Raw genomic sequence first — 19,632 nt, forward strand, 5'->3', positions numbered from 1 at the left:
GGGCCTAAGATTATAGTTGAAAAGTGGGCTTTAGCCCAATGGAACTCTATTTGTTCTTCTCTAACAATGCCATATAAAAGCCGTCAAATCCTGTCTCGCTGGAAAGGATCTTTTGTTCTTTTGCAAGATTAAAATTCTTCCCTTCTTCGGCAGAAAGAAATTTCTTCACCTGCTCTTCATTTTCCGAAGGTAAAACCGAGCAAGTAGCGTAAACCAACTTCCCGCCGTCTTTTACCATTTTTGAATACTGCTTCAGGATCTCTTCCTGAGTTTGTTTGATAGTTTCAATGAATTCCGGCCGCAGTTTCCATTTTGCATCAGGATTTCGACTTAGAACTCCTAATCCGCTACAGGGAGCGTCGATAAGGACACGATCTGCAGTATTATAAAGTTTTTTCACCACTTTAGTGGAATCAATAGCGCGGGGTTCAATATTGTGAGCTCCTGCACGGCGTGCGCGGCGCTTGAGTTCCTTAAGTTTGTTCTCGTAAATATCTGTAGCTATCAACTGTCCCTTATTTTCCATCAAGGCAGCAAGATGCAGGGTCTTACCACCGGCACCGGCACAGGTATCGACTACTCTCATTCCCGGCTTAACCTCCAGGAATTGGGCTACAAGTTGAGATGAGGCATCCTGTACTTCAAACAAACCATTTTTGAAGGCTTCGGTTTGAAAGACATTAGTACGTTCCTTTAGCTGCAAAGCATCGGGATAACCTTTCAAAAATTCGGTTTCAATTCCCTCTTTTTGAAGCTCCTGTTGTAGCTTTTCTTTTGTCGTTTTAAGAGTGTTTGTCCTAAGAATTACTGGCGCCTGTTGGTTGAGGGCGTGTATTTCCTTCTCCCATACTTCTTCTCCCAGTTCTTTTACACCAAGCTCATCCAGCCAGTCGGGCACAGATTCACGGAACTTTCTTATCTGGCTCAACTCATCAAATTTTCCTTTGATGCGACGGGTGGGCACGGGTTCTATCTGTTTCCAGTCAGACGGAATTTCAATTCCTCTTAAGGTAGCCCAAACTGCGAACAGGCGAAAAAGGTTTTCTCTCGAATAAGGAGCTTTTACTTCGGCAATTTCAGCATAAAGACGCTTCCAGCGAACAATGTCATAAGTGGTTTCAGCAATAAAACCACGGTCGCGGGAACCCCAGCGCTTGTCACGTTTTAGTGTTTTTGCAATTACCTTATCGGCGTATCCTCCTTCATTAAATATTTCTCCCAGTGCGTCAACGGTTGCAAACACCAGGTTTCTGTATAAGCGCATAAAATTTGTTTAAAGCCGCAAAGGTAAGCTTTTTAAACTTCGGAAAAATCTATCTTTGAAGGCAAATTTCTATTTATGAAGCGTCTGTTTTTTATACTCTTTTTAGTCATCGCCGCATGTAAATCTGAACCTGAAAAGGTAGAAAGAAAGATTTTTACTGAAGTAGAAGTTGAGGTGCTCCTGGAAGATTCCATAAGTATAAGAGCGATTGAAATTATGGGGGAGGATCTGGCTTTTGCAGGCTCCAATGGTGCTTACGGAATTTATAATTCACAGCAGGATGAGGTGCGGGTAAGCCGGCAGCAATATGACTCTATTTATCCTGAATTTAGGGCTGTTGCAGGAACTTCTGAAGATTTCTTTATGCTAAGTGTGGCTAATCCTGCTTTGCTGTACAAAACCGGTGATAGCGGAGAAATGGAACTCGTGTTTAAAGAGGAGGGGGAAAATGTGTTTTACGACGCCATGACCTTTTGGAATGATAAAGAAGGAATTGCAATGGGCGACCCTGTGGAGAATTGCCTTTCGGTTATCATAACGGGCGATGGCGGGAAGAGCTGGAGCAAAGTTTCCTGCGAACAACTTCCCGAAGTGGCTGATGGAGAAGCCGCTTTTGCAGCAAGCAATTCTAATATTGCCGTACAGGGAGATAAAGCCTGGATACTTTCTGGAGGAGCACGATCAAGGGTTTTCTTTACTCCCGATAAAGGTAAGACCTGGGAAGTGTTTGAAACTCCTTTGGTACAGGGCGGGAGTACACAGGGAGGATACTCTATCGATTTTTATGATGAACAACAGGGAATTATCATTGGGGGTGATTACACAGCTCCCCAGGAAAATAAAGCTAATAAAGCGGTTACTACCGATGGCGGAAAAACCTGGAACCTTATAGCCCAGGGCAAAGATCCGGGTTATAAGAGCAGTGTGCGCTATGTTCCCGGTGGGGAAGGAAAGGAAATTGTCGCTGTTGGTTTTACCGGGATTTCTTACTCGGTAGATGCAGGGGAGAATTGGAAAGAATTTTCTTCAGAGGGTTTTTACACCATCAGGTTCCTAAATGACTCTGTAGCTTACGCGGCAGGGAAAAACAGGCTGGCAAAGTTGAAATTCAAATAAAAACAAATGATCCGGCGCCTTAAGCAACCGGATCATTTCAACTAACCAACCAACCATCTAACTTATTTATTGGATTCCTTTCTTTCACGGTATTCCCGCATCATTTTATGATTAAATTCATCTTCAACCTTTTTTAGTTGCATGATTCTGCGGGCGCTAAAGAATTTTTTTAAATCGTTGTAATACTGTTTTTTCAGCAGGTAATCTTCCTTTTCAATTTCAACATATTCATTGAGTTTTGAGTTTGCCTTTTCTTCACTAAGACACTCAATATTTTCAACCTCGGCCCTCTCTCTGCGATAAAGAGCTCTTCTTTTTTCTTCAAATTCATTGTACACCGGCCAAAATTGCTGAGCTTCCTGGGCTGTCAAATTCAAACCGTCTGTGATGAAGGCGGTTTTGAGAGCTCTAATTTTCTCACGGTGTGCCTCCCTGTCCTGGGCATGGGCAAAAAACCCGGTAAACAAAAGGAGTATTATTATTTTCTTTTTCATTCTAATCTTCATTAAGTAGGAGTGCCGGCTCATCAATATTCTCGGTTAAATATTCGAAAAGGGCTTCTTTATCAATATTGGGGTTTGCCGAAGCAGTTACTTCATATTCAGTAAAAGGTGGCTGAGTTGGATTTTCCATGTCCAGGGACTCTAAAAGGTAATTTTCAAGAGCTGTTATTTCAAGGTCTTCAAAACCTAATTCTCCATTGGTATTTATAACTAAAGAACTAAAGAAGATTGCGGCGACCGCTGCTACACCGGCCACATAAGACCAGATTTTCTTTTTGAAAAGCGGAACAACTTTTCCTTCTTTGGGAGGATTTTCAATCCTTGCAAAGACCCGGTCCCCAAACTTTTCGAAATAATTTTCAGGAACTTTAAAGGGGGTATCTCCAAAGCTTTTCTCTTCTTCGGTTACGTGCGCCATCATGCGAGCTTCAAAGTCCTGGAAATAACCTTCCGGAACTTTAAACCCGCCTGTATTGGGATATGGTAACCTGTTCTTTTTCATTTGTTTATTTGACTGAATATTCCTCTTAAGGTTTAAACATTTTTTAAAAATTCCTCGATTTTTTTAGTAGCATGGTGGTAAGAAGCCTTCAGCGCGCCTTCAGACGTACCTAAGATATCAGAAATTTCCTTATACTTCAATTCCTGAAAGTATTTCATGTTAAAAACCTGTTGTTGTTTTTCCGGAAGCGTGGCTATGGCTTTTTGTAGCTTCAGCTGAATTTCATCTCCTTCAAAGTAAACATCATTTTCAAGATTGTCAATGATTTGTTGCTGCAGCTCTTCTGAACTTATTTTCTGCTTTTTTGCCCTGTTATTGAGGAAGGTGATAGCTTCATTTGTTGCAATGCGATACATCCAGGAAAACAGCTGACTATCTCCTTTAAACTTCCCAATATTCCTGAAAATTTTAAGAAAGGTATTTTGCAGTACATCATCGGCATCTTCGTGATTTTTTACAATATTTCGACATTGCCAGTAAAGTCGCTCCTGATATAATTCCAGCAATTCCCGAAATGCCGAATCCCTTGATTGGGGATCCTGGAGGCGGAGAACTAATTTTTCTTCGGAAGATTTCAATCGATGCCGGAATTATTTGAGCGGTTAAAGATAGGAGGAAATCTTTTAAGATTAGAAAGAGGGGAATTGCTGTTTTTTCCGAAAAGGATCGACGAAATACACATAATTTGGATAAAATACACAAATAATTTTTTTGTGTTTATTTTTGTAGTATATTCACATTGTGAAAAAGTAATCTTTTTTGCTCCAATTGCTGGAGATTCTTTCGCCACATACCCCATAGTGGTGCAAAGATTATGAAAAATGGATGAACCTACTTCATCCATTTTTTTCTCCTTTAGATTACCTACAAAAAAATAAGGTTCCGAAAATGTTATTTTGGAACCTTATTTTTTTAACTTTTTTTTGGGAATTCCTTATTCGAAAGACTGCATCTCAACCAGTTTTTGATAAACAGATTTTTTCGCCAGCAGTTCATCGTGTTTTCCCTGTTCCACAATTTCTCCTTTTTGCATAACCACGATCTGGTCGGCATTTTGAATGGTCGAAAGCCGGTGGGCGATCACAATTGAAGTTCTATTCTTCATCATGTTCTCAAGGGCTTTTTGTACCAGCCTTTCGCTTTCGGTGTCAAGCGCCGACGTCGCCTCATCAAGGATCATTATTGGCGGATTTTTTAGGACGGCTCTTGCAATTGAAAGACGCTGCTTTTGTCCCCCGCTAAGTTTATTTCCACTATCACCAATGTTCGTATCCAGACCAAGGGGAAGGTCTTTTACAAATTCCCAGGCATTCGCAATCTTTAATGCATCTATAATTTCTTCGTCTGTTGAATTATCTTTTCCAAGACCTACATTATTTCTAATCGTGTCGTTGAAGAGAATGGAATCCTGAGTCACGAGTCCCATCAAATTCCGCAGGGATTTTTTGGTCATGTTCCTAATGTCAATTCCGTCGATCTTTATTGCTCCTTCGTTGACATCATAGAACCGCGTCACCAGGTTGGCAATGGTTGATTTTCCACTTCCAGATTGTCCTACCAGCGCAACCGTGGAACCTTTAGGGACGGCAATACTGAAATTCTTCAGGACATTTTCTTCTTCGTATCTAAAGGAAATATTTTCAATTTTTATTACCTCTTCAAAATCAGATTTTTCAACTGCATTTTTAGCATCTGTAATATTACTTTCGGTATCTAGCACGTGGAAGATCCTTTCGGCAGCTGCATCTCCTTTTTTCACGCTGTAGGTTGCCTTACTTATTTGCTTTGCCGGTGTAAGGATATTATAAGCAAGGCCCATGAAAGCAATAAAAGTAGCTCCATCAAGAGTGCCTTCTACCAAAACCATATTTCCTCCATACCACAGGATGATCACGATCACAAAGATCCCGAGGAATTCACTGGTAGGAGAGGCGAGGTTCTGCCGGTTAATAAGACTGTCCAGGATTTTCTTTAATCGGTTTGTAGATTCATGAAACTTGTTCCTGAACTTATCTTCAGCATTAAAACCTTTTACAATTTTTAAACTTGATAAAGTCTCTTCCACAAGCGACAGGAAATGTCCATTTTCCTCTTGCGCCTGATTTGATTTGCTCTTCAGCTTTTTCCCAATAGCCGAAATAATAAATCCTGAAATAGGTAAAAAAATAAACACGAAGATCGTGAGGCTCGGGCTCATGATAAGCATGGCCGTAATAGTAAAGATGATCGTAAGAGGTTCGCGAACGATCAATTCAAGAATTGATAGAAAAGAAGTCTGCACCTCATTCACATCGGCTGTAATTCGGGAAATGGTGTCTCCTTTTCGTTTTTCAGAAAAATAAGAAACCGGTAAGACAAGGATCTTATCATAAATAGCATTCCGCACATCCCGCAGCACTCCATTCCGTAGGAAAGTGATGAAGAAGGCAGCCATGTATCCAAAAAAGTTTTTTAGAAAGAAAAGAATCACCACAATTCCGCAGACAAATAGAAGAGCAGTGACTTCATCTTCATTGACACGGCGGGTGACTTCATAGTTAAAAGATTCGACCACATAATCTTTTATGCTGTTTAAACCTGCCCATTTAGGTTCGACAGCAACTCTTTTAGTCTTGTCAAACAGGATCTGGATCACCGGGATGAGCGCCAGGAAGGACAGGGTGCTGAAAAGAGCGTAGAAAACGTTACAAATAATATTAAGGATCGCGAACCTCTTGTAGGGGATCGCGAACCTCATAATCTTCTTAAAGTAATTCATGCAGGGTGGCGGCTTAGGCCAATTTAAGATCTGATTTTATTCCGGCAATTTTATTTGAAAGTTGTTGTTCCACTTCCTCATAATTTGCAACATCATCAAGTGGTGCATTTACACTTATATAGAACTTAATCTTTGGCTCAGTACCACTAGGCCTGGCAGCTACTTTTGTTCCGTTTTCGGTGTAATAGATCAAAACGTTCGACTTTGGAACATCAAGTGTTTCGATCTTTGTTTCTGCAAGATCATAGTGAAAGGCTTTAGAGCTTTGATAATCTTCTACCAATACTACTTTTTCCCCATCAATTTCGGTTAGTGGATTATCCCGTAAGCTAACCATCATGTTCTTGATCTGGGCGGCACCGTCAATACCTTTCTTTACAAGTGAAATTAATTCTTCTTTGTAAAGGCCATATTCTTTATACAGCTCCAGCAATTTTTCATAAAATGAAATGCCATTGGCTTTCATTTGGGCAGCGATCTCGCAGGCCAGTAGAGTAGAAGTGGCCGCATCTTTATCGCGAACAAAATCTCCTACCATGAAACCAAAACTCTCTTCCCCACCGCCTATGTAATCCAGGCCTGGGTTATCTTTGATCATTTTGGCAATCCATTTAAAGCCTGTAAGCCCTTCTTTATATTGTACTCCATAATCTTCAGTCACAACTCTCAACATTGGTGTTGAAACAATTGTAGAGCCAACAAATTCACGTCCTTTGATCCTGTCCTGTTTTTTCCACTGCTCAAGAAGGAACCAGGTCATTACCAGCATGGTTTGATTTCCATTTAGAAGTTCCATTTCTCCCTTGAGATTCTTTACTGCTACTCCCAGGCGGTCCCCATCGGGATCTGTTCCAATAACAATGTCGGCATCTATTTCCTTTGCCTTTTCAAGAGCCATTTTAAGAGCTTCGGGCTCTTCGGGGTTTGGAGATTCTACGGTAGGGAAATTACCGTCTGGTACAGCCTGCTCTTCAACAATATGAATATTTGTATATCCTGCAGCTTCCAAAACTTTGGGATTGAGTTTTATGGCTGTTCCATGGAGGGAAGTAAAGACGATCTTTAAATTGTCTTTGTCTTTTTGTGAAGTGTCAAAACTGCCACTTTTGACAGATGCTTCCACAAAAGCTTCATCTACTTCTTTATCTATATATTCAATAAGATCTTCATTGGCTTCGAATTTCACTTCGGAATATTCCAGGCGGCTTATCTCTTCCACGATCTCCTGGTCTTGTGGTGGCACCAGTTGTCCCCCATCCTGCCAGTAAACTTTGTACCCGTTGTACTCTGGCGGATTGTGGCTGGCTGTGAGCACAATTCCGCAGTGACAGTTAAGGTGTTTTACAGCAAATGATAGCTCTGGGGTAGGGCGTAGTTCAGAAAAGAGAAAAACTTTGATTCCATTGGCCGAAAAGACGTTGGCTACAACTTTAGCCAGTTCCTTACTGTTCTTTCTACAATCGTACGCAATCACGGCTTTCAAATCTTCGCCCGGGAATTGGAGCTTCAGGTAATTGGAAAGTCCCTGAGTATTCTTTCCCAGGGTGTATTTGTTGATCCTGTTAGTCCCAACTCCCATAATGCCACGCATTCCGCCGGTACCAAACTCCAGATCTTTATAAAAACTTTCCTTTAGTTCATCCTGATCTTTTTCAAGAAGGTCTTTTATTTTCGATTGGGTTTTGTCATCAAATTCTGGATTTAACCAGGACTCTGCCCGAGATTTTACGTCGTAGTAACTCATGCCATAAAATTTATTTCAGCAACAAAAATAAGGATTTATGTGATAATGCCTGCTAAATCTCTCCTGTAGTTTCACTTATACGGTAGCGCTCTTTTTCCCTGCTACTGCGTAAAATTAATTCTCCAAGGAAGCCGGCGATGAATAACAGGGTTCCTAAGACCATGGTGGTAAGGGAGATGTAAAACCAAGGATTATCAGTTACCAGGATGTTTGGGAGTCCATGGTACAGTTTATACAATTTTGAAGTGCCTATCCACACAGCGAATAAAAAACCGAAGAAAAACATAAGAACCCCGAGTGCTCCAAAAAGATGCATGGGCCTGCGGGCAAACGTGGAAAGGAACCAGATTGTAATAAGGTCTAAAAACCCATTGATAAATCGTTCTGCCCCAAATTTGGTTTTACCGTATTTCCTGGCCTGGTGTTGTACAACCTTTTCATCGATGCGGGAGTAGCCGGCATTTTTTGCCAGAACCGGGATATATCGGTGCATTTCTCCATAGACATCAATATTTTTTATGACTGCTTTTCGGTAAGCTTTTAATCCGCAGTTGAAGTCATGCAGTTTAAGACCGGATGTCTTTCGGGCGGCGGCATTAAATAATTTCGAAGGCAGATTCTTGCTAATAACAGAATCGTAGCGCTTTTTCTTCCAGCCTGAAATGAGGTCATAGCCTTCTTTAGTGATAAGGCGGTATAACTCGGGAATTTCTTCAGGATTGTCCTGCAGGTCGGCATCCATGGTGATGATCACATCTCCTTCGGCTTTAGCGAAACCTACGTGCAGGGCCTGGGATTTCCCGTAATTGCGGTTAAACTTTATTCCCCTCACCGAAGGATCTTCTGCCGAGATCTTTTTGATGGTTTTCCAGGAATTGTCTGTACTGCCATCATCAATAAAAATAATCTCATAGGAAAAAGAATTGGACCGCATAACAGTTGCGATCCAATTGTATAATTCGTTTAAAGATTCTTCTTCGTTAAGAAGAGGGATGACAATAGATAATTGCATTTAATAGGGTTTATGCTTCGTAAGGCCGTTGCTGTTTCCAGATGGCACCTGCAATTAAGGAGTAGATCAATCCAAAGAAAGCGCTCATAGCTATCCAAAACGCACCTCCAATAAAAGGATTAATCATGTACTTTGAAAATGACAGGGCCATTTCTACCTGATCCTCGGTCATATTTCCATCTTCCAGCATATTGTCACGTGCAACGTCAAGGATCATTTCACCATAACCTGGTTCAATGATATAAAAAAACAATACATTATATACTAAAAAGATCACTCCACTAATTGCAGCGGCAGAGAGCCCTGTTTTTAAAGCCTCAGAAAGAGTTAAAAAACCAGCGTTCTTTTGCCTGTAAGATTTAACAGCAGCAAAGATAAGGATGGCAAAGATTACATAGTAGATGTAAACTGGCCATTGAACCCCTTCAAGGGCCATTCCTGTTACGTACATCACAACTTGAATAAGAATGATAATAAGGCCAAGATAAATTCCATAATTTAATCCAACTTTGCCCGGCGAAATTGTATTTTGTGATTCCATTGTAAAAAATGATTAGTTAGTTGGATATTGGTAAGCAAATATAACAAAACGTTACACAGGAGGTGTTGCTTTCTTTTATACCAAAAATTTAGGAGAGAATTCTTGTTGAATTAGAAAAATTAATTAAATTTGCACCTCGAAAAATTACAAGATTTTAAAGAATAAAGAGATGAAGCAGGGAATCCATCCGGAAAATTATAGATTGGTAGCTTTTAAAGACATGTCAAATGACGAGATTTTTTTAACTAAATCTACCGCGAACACAAAAGAAACTATTGAAGTTGATGGTGAGAAATATCCTTTAGTGAAATTGGAGATTTCCAGAACTTCTCACCCTTTCTACACCGGGAAAGCCAAGTTATTGGATACTGCCGGTCGTATCGACAAGTTCAAGAACAAATACGCGAAATTCAAAAAGTAATTTTTGCGTCATTATAGCTCAAAAGCCTCCTGTAAAGGGGGCTTTTTTTGTTGAACATAGAGAGAAGTTGACAGTACTTTCATTTTCTTCGGTTTAAATTAACTTGTACCTTTACTTACCAAAGAACAATCAAAATGAATTATATTTTATTTGACGGGGCTGTGCGTTCGCAGTTATTGCCGTTTACCTTTACCCGGCCCGTTGCTGACATTCGAATAGGGATTCTTACCATTCGGGAAAAATGGGAAAAATTCCTAAATACCACCACATCTACTATCACCGAGGATTATCTATCAGAAAAATGGCCAATGGTGGAGATGGAGGAGAATATTATCATTAATGCAGCCTTTCTACCAACTGCCGAACTCGTGGAGCAGGTAAAAAATCTTCAACCAGGAGAAGGAATTTTTTATGAAGAAGATGTTGTTGCTTTTCACGCTTATGAAGAGCAGGAAGTAGATTTCCGGGAATGCACAAACATTGAAATGGAGGGGAAAGCGATTCTTATAGAGCACACCTGGGATATTTTTAAACTTAATGGTGAAGCTCTTGAAGCCGATTTCGAGCTTCTTACCCAGGATAGGGAGAGTGAGAAAATTTCTTCCACCAACCAGGTAATAGCTCCTGAAAATATCTTTTTAGAAGAGGGTGCGAAAGTGGAATGCGCAATCCTAAATGCTTCTGAAGGACCTATTTATATAGGAGCCGATGCCGAAGTAATGGAAGGAAGTATTGTTCGCGGGCCTTTTGCTTTGTGTGAGCATGCCACCTTGAAATTAGGAGCTAAAATATATGGGCCTACAACGGTTGGTCCACATTCAAAAGTTGGGGGAGAGGTCAACAATTCTGTCATTTTTGGATACTCTAATAAAGGACACGATGGCTTCCTTGGAAATTCTGTCCTTGGCGAGTGGTGCAATCTTGGGGCCGATACCAATACTTCTAACCTCAAGAACAATTACGCCGAAGTTCGGTTGTGGGATTATGCTTCTGAAAAATTCGCTCCAACAGGTTTGCAGTTCTGCGGACTAATGATGGGTGACCACAGTAAGTGTGGGATCAACACCATGTTCAACACGGGAACAGTAGTAGGGGTAAGCGCCAACATCTTTGGAGCCGGTTTTCCACGGAATTTCATTCCGAGTTTTAGCTGGGGTGGAAGTGGAGGCACCACCACTTATAAAACCGATAAGGCTTTTGAAGTAGCCGAAAAGGTCATGGGACGAAGAAATATTGAATTTTCAGAAGAAGACAAAGCGATCCTGGAAAAAGTGTTTGAGGATACACGAAAGTTTAGGAGAGAGTAGTTACGTAGTTACCTTAAGCAATGTGCAGGATTAGTTCCTGTAATTTTAATTTTCTGGAATTGGTAGTTAAAATAGAAAGCCTGAGAAATTTGATCTTCCTTTAAAATGAAATTGGTTCATTGTTCAATGTTAATTGGACATTGAATTAAAGTTGGTATCTTTGCAGCCTCTAAAACGGGATTTTTAGAGGCTTTTATATTTTGTTGAATTTCTGATGGTTAGCTATTAGAACTTGAGAAGAAAAAATGGAAGATTCCAAAAAAGTAGCATTTTACACCCTGGGTTGTAAGCTGAATTTTTCTGAAACCTCTACGATCGCCCGCTCATTTAAGGACGAAGGCTTTTTAAGGGTGGATTTTAGTGAGGCTGCCGATATCTATGTGATCAACACCTGTTCGGTTACAGATAATGCCGATAAACGTTTTAAAACCATTGTAAAGCAGGCGCAAAAGGCAAATGAAAATGCTTTTGTGATCGCTGTAGGCTGTTACGCCCAGCTAAAACCTGAGGAACTTGCAGCTGTAGATGGAGTTGACCTTGTTTTGGGTGCAACTGAAAAATTTAAGATCACAAATTACCTTAATGACCTCAGCAAGAATGATATGGGAGAGATTCACTCCTGCGAGATAGAAGATGCCGATTTTTACGTGGGATCATATTCCTTTGGAGACCGTACCAGGGCATTTTTAAAGGTACAGGATGGTTGTGATTATAAATGTACTTACTGCACGATTCCCCTAGCGCGGGGAATCTCCCGAAGTGATACTTTGGAGAATGTGCTTGATAATGCTAAAAAGATAAGTGACAAAGGGATTAAAGAAATTGTCCTTACCGGTGTAAATATTGGGGATTACGGGAAAGGGGAGTATGGGAATAAGAAGCATGAACATACTTTTCTTGATTTGGTAAAGGCGCTTGATACAGTAGAGGGAATTGAAAGACTTCGAATTTCTTCTATAGAACCGAACCTTTTAAAGAACGAAACAATAGATTTCGTGGCGCAAAGTGAAACATTTGTACCACATTTCCATATTCCGTTACAGAGTGGAAGTAATGAGGTGCTTAAAGCCATGCGACGCAGATATATGAAGGAGCTATATGTGGACCGGGTGAGAAAAATCAAAGAAGTCATGCCTGATGCTTGCATTGGTGTTGATGTGATCGTTGGGTTTCCGGGCGAGACAGATGAGTATTTCCTGGAAACATATAATTTCCTGAATGAATTGGATATTTCTTACCTCCACGTCTTTACCTATTCCGAAAGAGATAATACTCCGGCAGCCGAAATGGAAGCCGTGGTGCCTTTAAAGGTTCGTAAAAAAAGAAGCAAGATGCTTAGGGGACTATCCGCCAAAAAAAGGAGAGCCTTTTATGAATCACAGTTAGACAAACTTAAAACTGTTCTTTTCGAAGGAGAAAATAAGGAAGGGTATATCCATGGCTTTACTGAAAATTATGTAAAAGTAAAAACCCCCTGGAATCCTTCCCTGGTTAATACCCTGCACAAAATAGAACTACAGGAAATAGGTGAAGACGGGCTGGTACGATTCGCTTATATTGAAGAAGAGGTGCTTACCTAGATGTTGATGCCCACAGGTAACAATCCTTTATACTTGCGACGGTTCTTCCGCATAAAGCGTGCAATAGAGGGACTTGTAGGCATAACCCTTATTTCCCGTTCTTTTATTATATCCAGAACTTTTTCAATGAAAGGTTCCAGGTATCCTTTTTCTTTAAGAGTTTCACTCATTTCGAGTTTGGTCAAAAAAATCTTTCGGTCCTGGCTGGCATATTCAATCTTGGCTAATTCTCCTTCAACCTGAAGTTCAAATTGACGAAGGAATTCATTGTCAGTAACAGATAGCTGAGGGTCCATATGTAAGTGTTTTATTTTTAAGTATCAAAAAATCAGCCATTTTTATAAAAAGAAAGTAAAATGCTATTATCTGGCTGACCGGGCTGCGGCCCGAAAGGAAATTTTATATTAAATATTTATTTGAGCGGTCAAATTCCCTTAAATTTGATAGTAAAGTTAAGGATTTTCGGGCACATTTAGCTGTAGAAGCTTATAAAGTATGGTAAAAGAAACTGTTATTCATGTTTATTGTATGCCCGGGCTGGCAGCAAATCCGTCGATTTTTGAAATGATCAGGTTACCCGAGCAAAAATTCCAGATTCATTGGCTGGATTGGTTGCTTCCAAAGCCGAAGGAAAGTTTAAAAGAATATTCGGCTCGCCTGTGTAAAAAAGTTAAACATGAGAACCCGGTTTTGATAGGTGTTTCTTTTGGCGGGATTATTGTTCAGGAAATGGCGCAGCAAATGCAAGTTCGCAGAGTCATAATTATATCGAGTGTAAAGAGCGAAAAGGAGTTGCCGAGGAGGATGAGATTTGCGCGCTGCACCAAAGCTTTTAAAATACTGCCTACCTCCCTTGCACGATATGTTGACGCTTTTGAGAAAGTGGCGGTAGGGGATTTTGCCAGGAAAAGGGCGAAATTGTACAAGAAATATTTATCTATTACCGATACCCGTTATCTTGACTGGGCGATCGAAAAGATGGTTTGCTGGGAAAGGCCGGAGCCTTTCCCGGATGTAGTTCATATACATGGGGATAAGGATGAAATATTTCCTTATCGTTACATTGATGGGTGTATCACCGTAAAGGGAGGGACCCACGTGATGATCATTAACCGTTTTAGATGGTTTAATGAGCACCTTGAGGAAATAATCCTTACCGGGAATTTGAAAGAGAAAAAAGAAAAAGAATTATCAAATTGAATATGAAAGCGAAGAATATACTTATTGGAGGAAGTTTGCTGGTGATCTGTGCATTGGGAATTAATGCGGTGCAGGATGCACCGAGTGATGAAATCCAGGAGAGGAAAATAATCAATGACTATAATGTCTATGCTCTCCCGATGCCCGAGGATCTTGAATTTGCAGGAGAAGAGGTGCCGATTGAAATTCCAGATGTTTATGAAAGAATGGACAGGGAGCTGTTAGTGAATACTTATTGGCAGTCAAATACCCTTTTATTGCTCAAAAGAGCAAACAAATATTTTCCTGTTATAGAACCCATTTTAGCTGAATACGGAGTGCCAGATGATTTTAAATATTTGGCAGTAATAGAAAGCAGTCTTACCAATGCTGTTTCTCCCGCCGGAGCACGCGGATTTTGGCAGATCATGGAAAGCACCGGAAAAGAATATGGCCTGGAGATAAACGATAATGTTGATGAGCGGTATAATATTGAGAAGTCTACTCGTGTAGCTGCCGAATATCTTAAGAAGTCAAAAGAACGCTTTGGAAGCTGGACGCTTGCCGCAGCTGCATACAATGCGGGGAATTACGGTGTCGATAAGCAGAGGGACCGGCAGGATGTTAGAGACTATTACGACTTGCTTCTTGGAGAAGAGACTGGTAGGTATGTCTTTCGGATCCTTGCATTAAAAGAAATTATGGAGAACCCAAAGAAGTACGGGTTTAACTTTAGGGAAAAGGATCTTTACCAGGATATCCCATCCTATAAAGTAAAAGTAGACACTGCAGTGAGCGATTTTGCCAGGTTTGCACAAGAATTTGGGATTAACTATAAGGTATTAAAGATCCACAACCCATGGTTGAGGGAAGCTCATCTTAACAATAATTCCCGGAAAGAATATCTTATAGAACTACCCGAGGAGGGATATTATTCCCCTGCTCCTTAAATTTGTCTCCAAAAAATTGATTTTTTGATAAACCGTAATGTAGGGAGATTCCAGTGATTTAGGGCACGTTGCTTTCTTCGGCCGTGGAATACCGGCTGCTGTCGTCAATCAATAACAGGGAGAGTGCACTGGAGAGAGAATCGTAATTGAGGTCGAAAGATTTTTCAAATTCAATTCCATAGGGATGAGATATCTTTCTTCTAATATCCAGTATCTTTTTGTTTTTATCCAGCAGGAATGAGGTGGGCAAACCTAGAGAATGCTTCATCATCTTCACCACGTAAGGGCTGTTGTTCTGCATTTCATCGACGTACAGAACAATTATATTTTCATGGTAATTTTTTGCAAGTTTCTTTGTAGTCCTATGATCATCCCAAAACAACATTACAAAGTCAACCTGTTCACCATACTTTTCGGCTAATTTGTTTAGGGCTGGTATTTCGCCTTCTGTAGGAACGATCCAGGATGCATAAGTTGTGAGATATACAGGCTTCTTGAATTCATCCAGGTGAACCGGTTTTTTTCTGAGATCTTTTACCTTGAAATTATCAAGTCGGGTTCCTTTTAAACCATAATCGACCAGGGAATCAAACAGGAAATCTGCCCGTTCCATATTTTGAGTGCGGTAGGCTTTATCTGCGTGTTTTTTATATTTATCCAGATGAAGGCCAAGAGCTTCAGAGAAGGTTATCTGGTCCTCCTGTGCATAAGATGTCAGAAAAAAAGAGAAGGTAAGAATAAAAAGTAAAAATTTACTCATCTAGTAGTTAGGGGGTCAAATTCTGCGCGAAATTACAGAATCGATACTCTTAACTAAAATATACTCGTTTAACTGCGAGGAAATTAGTTGAAATGCGGAGACATGTTCTTAACAGGAAATCCCAAAAGTTAAAGCTTTAAAAAAAGACTTTTTAGATTTTTTTCATCTGCTGCTTCATCATCTTGATCTGTTCATCAAGCATGTTGTGTTTGTCCAGCTTTTTAGCTTCCTGCAGCAGCATTTGTGCTTCTCTCTTTCTGCGTTTGGTCATGGCGATCCCGGCCAGGTTTAATTTTGCCATAGCGAGATCCTGCTTCATAGAAAGCCCCAGTTTAATAGCCCTTTTAAAAAATTTTTCGGCCTGGGTCATGTTCGTCTGTGAAACCATTAATCCATGCAGGTACCAGTAATAACCCTGTTGATTTTGAGTGAGTGCCTTTTCAGGATCTTTGATCTTGTCCAGCCATTTTTTGGCACCTGGAAAATCCTGCTTCCGAAGCCTCAAAAAAGCCATAAGTATCATTTCATTCTTGTAGTAGAGGAAAACAAAGATTCCTGCTAACAGGAGCAGGAAAATCCCATTCCCGATATTACCTTCAAAAAATTGCCATATTGCAATGACGACCAGAATAGCTGTAATGATTAACTTATAGACTTTATTGAACATTTGCAGTTGATTTTAAAGGCCGCAAAGGTATAAAAAACAATTGGAAATTATTTCAAATAAGGGTTTGCCTAAGTAAAAACTCTTTGTATATTTGCCCGCAGTTTTAGGAGGAGGTCTTAAAACAATTTTTCAAAGCGATTTCAAAGAAGATTAAAGATAATTATCATGAAAAGAACGTTTCAACCATCTAAGAGGAAAAGAAAAAATAAGCACGGTTTCAGAGAGCGCATGGCAAGTGTTAATGGAAGAAAAGTGCTGGCTCGCAGAAGAGCAAAAGGAAGAAAGAAATTATCTGTTTCCTCTGAGCAAAGGCATAAACACTAGATGATAATTACCGAAAATAATAAAGGTGTTACTTTTTTAAGTAACGCCTTTTTTTATACCCTATTGGTCCCTATTTTTACAAACACCACACAAATATTTTCTCATGCCGAAGAATGAAAACCTAAAGAAAATACTTATCATAGGTTCTGGACCAATAATCATTGGCCAGGCTTGTGAATTCGATTACGCCGGTGCACAAGCGCTAAAATCCTTGAGGGAGGAAGGGATTGAAACGGTCCTTATAAACTCAAACCCTGCCACTATCATGACCGATCCTTCAATGGCAGATCATGTTTATCTCAAACCGCTTACCACAAAAAGCATCATTGAAATCCTTAAAGAGCATAGTGACATTGACGCGGTGCTTCCCACCATGGGAGGACAAACCGCTTTGAACCTTTGCATTGAAGCAGAGGAAAAAGGGATTTGGAGTGATTTTAATGTAAAGTTGATCGGGGTGGATATTGATGCCATCAATATCACAGAAGATCGTGAAAAATTCAAGCAATTGATGGTTCGTCTTGGGGTAGGGGTGGCTCCGGCACAAACAGTGACTTCTTTCCTTCAGGGAAAAGAAGTGGCCCAGGAATTCGGGTTTCCACTGGTGATAAGGGCTTCTTTTACACTAGGAGGAAGCGGTGCCTCTTTTGTACATAAAGAAGAAGATTTTGATGAACTGCTAACAGCAGGTCTTGAAGCTTCTCCTATCCACGAAGTGTTAATAGATAAGGCATTACTGGGATGGAAAGAATATGAGCTAGAGCTTTTACGCGATAAGAATGATAACGTGGTGATCATATGTTCCATCGAGAACATGGATCCTATGGGAATACATACCGGAGATTCTATTACAGTAGCACCGGCCATGACCCTTAGTGATACCTGCTTCCAAAGAATGCGTGACCTGGCCATTAAAATGATGCGGAACATTGGAGATTTTGCGGGAGGCTGTAACGTTCAGTTTGCGGTAAGCCCCGATGAGAAGGAAGACATAATGGCTATTGAGATCAACCCAAGAACTTCCAGGTCTTCGGCTCTTGCTTCAAAAGCTACGGGATATCCTATCGCAAAGATCGCCGCCAAACTTGCGATTGGTTATACGCTTGACGAACTTCACAATCAAATTACAAAATCGACTTCAGCTTTATTCGAACCCACTCTGGATTATGTGATCGTAAAGATTCCGCGATGGAATTTTGATAAATTTGAAGGCAGTGATCGTACTCTTGGCCTTCAAATGAAATCTGTAGGAGAAGTTATGGGAATTGGGCGATCTTTCCAGGAGGCTCTTCATAAAGCCACCCAGTCTCTCGAAATTAAAAGGAACGGACTTGGCGCCGATGGTAAAGGATATACTAATTATGATGTAATACTTGATAAGCTCAAAAACGCCAGCTGGGATAGGGTCTTTGTCATTTATGATGCTATTCAGCTGGGAATTCCGCTAACCAGGATCCATGAGATCACGAAGATCGACATGTGGTTCTTAAAGCAGTATGAGGAACTTTATGCCCTTGAGGTGGAGATCTCTAAATACAACATTGACTCTTTACCCAAAGATTTGATTTTGGAAGCTAAACAAAAAGGTTTTGCCGACAGGCAGATCGCTTATATGGTAGACTGTTTGGAAAGCCAGGTTTATAAGAAAAGGGAAGAAATGGGGATCAACCGTATCTATAAACTTGTTGATACTTGTGCAGCCGAATTTAAAGCGGAAACTCCTTACTACTATTCCACTTTTGAAGCCGATATTGAGACTAAAGATGGGGTGAGATATGTGGAAAATGACAGTAAAGTTTCAGAAAAAAGAAAAATTGTGGTGTTGGGATCAGGTCCCAACAGGATAGGCCAGGGGATCGAATTTGATTACTGCTGTGTGCATGGAGTTCTGGCAGCAAAGGAATGCGGTTATGAAACCATCATGATCAATTGTAATCCTGAAACTGTTTCGACCGACTTTGATGTCGCCGATAAACTTTATTTTGAACCTGTTTTCTGGGAGCACATCTATGATATAATTCGTCATGAGAAGCCAGAAGGTGTCATTGTACAATTAGGGGGGCAAACGGCCTTAAAACTTGCTGAAAAACTTGATCGCTACGGAATAAAGATCATTGGAACCAGTTATGAGTCCCTGGATCTAGCCGAAGACAGAGGGTCTTTCTCAAAGCTGCTTCAGGAAAATGATATTCCCTATCCCGATTTTGGGGTAGCTGAAACAGCAGATGAAGCGCTGGCTCTTGCAGATGAACTTGATTTTCCAATCCTGGTGCGCCCTTCATATGTACTTGGCGGACAAGGGATGAAAATCGTGATCAACAAAAAAGATCTCGAGGCAACTGTTGTAGACCTGCTTCGAAAAATTCCAAATAACAAACTCCTGCTGGATCACTACTTAGACGGCGCTATTGAAGCTGAAGCAGATGCTATTTGTGATGGGGAAACAGTACAGATCATTGGGATCATGGAACATATCGAGCCTTGCGGGATTCATTCCGGAGATTCAAATGCCTTACTTCCACCATTCAATCTTGGAGACCTGGTACTTCAGCAAATAAAAGATCATACAAAAAAGATCGCACTTGCGCTCAATACGGTTGGTTTGATCAACATCCAGTTTGCTATTAAAGATGACAAGGTGTTCATTATAGAGGCAAATCCAAGAGCCTCCCGTACAGTTCCTTTTATTGCAAAAGCATACGGGCAACCCTATGTAAATTATGCGACTAAAGTGATGCTTGGGGAAAATAAAGTGACCGATTTTAAATTTGAACCGAAACTGGAAGGATACGCAATTAAACAACCTGTGTTCTCTTTCAACAAGTTCCCGCATGTGAACAAGCAGCTGGGGCCTGAGATGAAAAGTACTGGAGAAAGTATTTTGTTTATTGACAGTTTAAGAGACGACACTTTCTATGAGTTATACTCAAGAAGAAAAATGTATTTGAGTAAATAAGTCTCAAAAATGCTATTTTTGAATGCCATCTTTTTAAGGTGGCATTCT

General features: G+C 40.4%; 19 protein-coding genes. 8 read left to right on the top strand and 11 right to left on the bottom strand.

The window, feature by feature from the left end; translation table 11 throughout:
- Window positions 1-46 precede the first annotated feature (46 nt).
- Window positions 47-1,264 (bottom strand): RsmB/NOP family class I SAM-dependent RNA methyltransferase, encoded by a 1,218-nt coding sequence (locus tag OU683_RS13370; RefSeq protein WP_268139144.1) that lies wholly within the window; start codon window positions 1,262-1,264, stop codon window positions 47-49.
- 75 nt (window positions 1,265-1,339) lie between these two features.
- Between OU683_RS13370 and OU683_RS13375 the strand changes: the two genes are divergently transcribed.
- Window positions 1,340-2,380, top strand: coding sequence for a WD40/YVTN/BNR-like repeat-containing protein (locus tag OU683_RS13375; RefSeq protein WP_268139146.1), 1,041 nt, complete (start codon window positions 1,340-1,342; stop codon window positions 2,378-2,380).
- 62 nt (window positions 2,381-2,442) lie between these two features.
- Here the strand turns inward: OU683_RS13375 and OU683_RS13380 are convergent, their stop codons facing one another.
- The 7 genes from OU683_RS13380 to OU683_RS13410 form a co-directional block, all read right to left on the bottom strand.
- A complete protein-coding gene (locus OU683_RS13380) occupies window positions 2,443-2,874 on the bottom strand; it encodes a hypothetical protein (protein WP_268139148.1) in 432 nt (143 codons plus the stop codon).
- 1 nt (window position 2,875) lies between these two features.
- Window positions 2,876-3,385, bottom strand: coding sequence for a hypothetical protein (locus OU683_RS13385; RefSeq protein ID WP_268139150.1), 510 nt, complete (start codon window positions 3,383-3,385; stop codon window positions 2,876-2,878).
- Between the two features lie 32 nt (window positions 3,386-3,417).
- Window positions 3,418-3,963, bottom strand: a complete 546-nt coding sequence (locus OU683_RS13390; RefSeq protein WP_268139152.1) for an RNA polymerase sigma factor — start codon at window positions 3,961-3,963, stop codon at window positions 3,418-3,420.
- 356 nt (window positions 3,964-4,319) lie between these two features.
- Window positions 4,320-6,143: an ABC transporter ATP-binding protein gene (locus OU683_RS13395; protein WP_268139154.1), complete on the bottom strand. Its 1,824-nt coding sequence runs from the start codon at window positions 6,141-6,143 to the stop codon at window positions 4,320-4,322.
- 13 nt (window positions 6,144-6,156) lie between these two features.
- The gene (locus OU683_RS13400) at window positions 6,157-7,887 is read right to left on the bottom strand and encodes a phospho-sugar mutase (protein ID WP_268139156.1); all 1,731 of its coding nucleotides are present in this window, start codon (window positions 7,885-7,887) and stop codon (window positions 6,157-6,159) included.
- A gap of 52 nt (window positions 7,888-7,939) precedes the next feature.
- On the bottom strand, window positions 7,940-8,899 hold the full coding sequence (locus OU683_RS13405; protein WP_268139158.1) for a glycosyltransferase family 2 protein: 960 nt from the start codon (window positions 8,897-8,899) through the stop codon (window positions 7,940-7,942).
- A 10-nt stretch (window positions 8,900-8,909) separates the two neighbouring features.
- Window positions 8,910-9,440 carry a DUF4199 domain-containing protein gene (locus OU683_RS13410; protein WP_268139160.1) on the bottom strand — a complete coding sequence of 177 codons (531 nt, stop codon included), beginning with the start codon at window positions 9,438-9,440 and terminating at the stop codon, window positions 8,910-8,912.
- A 169-nt stretch (window positions 9,441-9,609) separates the two neighbouring features.
- Between OU683_RS13410 and OU683_RS13415 the strand changes: the two genes are divergently transcribed.
- The 3 genes from OU683_RS13415 to mtaB all read left to right on the top strand — a co-directional run bounded on the left by OU683_RS13415 (window position 9,610) and on the right by mtaB (window position 12,748).
- Window positions 9,610-9,861, top strand: coding sequence for a type B 50S ribosomal protein L31 (locus OU683_RS13415; RefSeq protein ID WP_268139162.1), 252 nt, complete (start codon window positions 9,610-9,612; stop codon window positions 9,859-9,861).
- 134 nt (window positions 9,862-9,995) lie between these two features.
- Window positions 9,996-11,168, top strand: a complete 1,173-nt coding sequence (locus OU683_RS13420) for a GlmU family protein (RefSeq protein WP_268139164.1) — start codon at window positions 9,996-9,998, stop codon at window positions 11,166-11,168.
- A 245-nt stretch (window positions 11,169-11,413) separates the two neighbouring features.
- Window positions 11,414-12,748, top strand: coding sequence for a tRNA (N(6)-L-threonylcarbamoyladenosine(37)-C(2))-methylthiotransferase MtaB (gene mtaB / locus OU683_RS13425; protein ID WP_268139166.1), 1,335 nt, complete (start codon window positions 11,414-11,416; stop codon window positions 12,746-12,748).
- Here mtaB and OU683_RS13430 read toward each other — a convergent pair.
- Complete coding sequence (locus OU683_RS13430) at window positions 12,745-13,044, bottom strand: N-acetyltransferase (RefSeq protein ID WP_268139168.1); 300 nt, start codon at window positions 13,042-13,044, stop codon at window positions 12,745-12,747. The genes mtaB and OU683_RS13430 overlap by 4 nt on opposite strands.
- 199 nt (window positions 13,045-13,243) lie before the next feature.
- Between OU683_RS13430 and OU683_RS13435 the strand changes: the two genes are divergently transcribed.
- Window positions 13,244-13,948 (top strand): alpha/beta fold hydrolase, encoded by a 705-nt coding sequence (locus OU683_RS13435; protein ID WP_268139170.1) that lies wholly within the window; start codon window positions 13,244-13,246, stop codon window positions 13,946-13,948.
- 2 nt (window positions 13,949-13,950) lie between these two features.
- Entirely contained in the window at window positions 13,951-14,877 is a 927-nt protein-coding gene (locus OU683_RS13440; RefSeq protein WP_268139172.1) for a lytic transglycosylase domain-containing protein, read from the top strand.
- A gap of 58 nt (window positions 14,878-14,935) precedes the next feature.
- Here the strand turns inward: OU683_RS13440 and OU683_RS13445 are convergent, their stop codons facing one another.
- Both OU683_RS13445 and OU683_RS13450 read right to left on the bottom strand, forming a co-directional pair.
- On the bottom strand, window positions 14,936-15,637 hold the full coding sequence (locus tag OU683_RS13445; protein WP_268139174.1) for a TlpA family protein disulfide reductase: 702 nt from the start codon (window positions 15,635-15,637) through the stop codon (window positions 14,936-14,938).
- Between the two features lie 151 nt (window positions 15,638-15,788).
- Window positions 15,789-16,304: a tetratricopeptide repeat protein gene (locus tag OU683_RS13450; RefSeq protein ID WP_228913506.1), complete on the bottom strand. Its 516-nt coding sequence runs from the start codon at window positions 16,302-16,304 to the stop codon at window positions 15,789-15,791.
- Between the two features lie 165 nt (window positions 16,305-16,469).
- Between OU683_RS13450 and rpmH the strand changes: the two genes are divergently transcribed.
- Both rpmH and carB read left to right on the top strand, forming a co-directional pair.
- Entirely contained in the window at window positions 16,470-16,628 is a 159-nt protein-coding gene (gene rpmH, locus OU683_RS13455; protein WP_083961569.1) for a 50S ribosomal protein L34, read from the top strand.
- Between the two features lie 103 nt (window positions 16,629-16,731).
- Window positions 16,732-19,584: a carbamoyl-phosphate synthase large subunit gene (carB, locus tag OU683_RS13460; protein ID WP_268139176.1), complete on the top strand. Its 2,853-nt coding sequence runs from the start codon at window positions 16,732-16,734 to the stop codon at window positions 19,582-19,584.
- Window positions 19,585-19,632 lie beyond the last annotated feature (48 nt).

The organism is Salinimicrobium sp. TH3 (genome assembly GCF_026676115.1).
Taxonomy (GTDB): domain Bacteria; phylum Bacteroidota; class Bacteroidia; order Flavobacteriales; family Flavobacteriaceae; genus Salinimicrobium.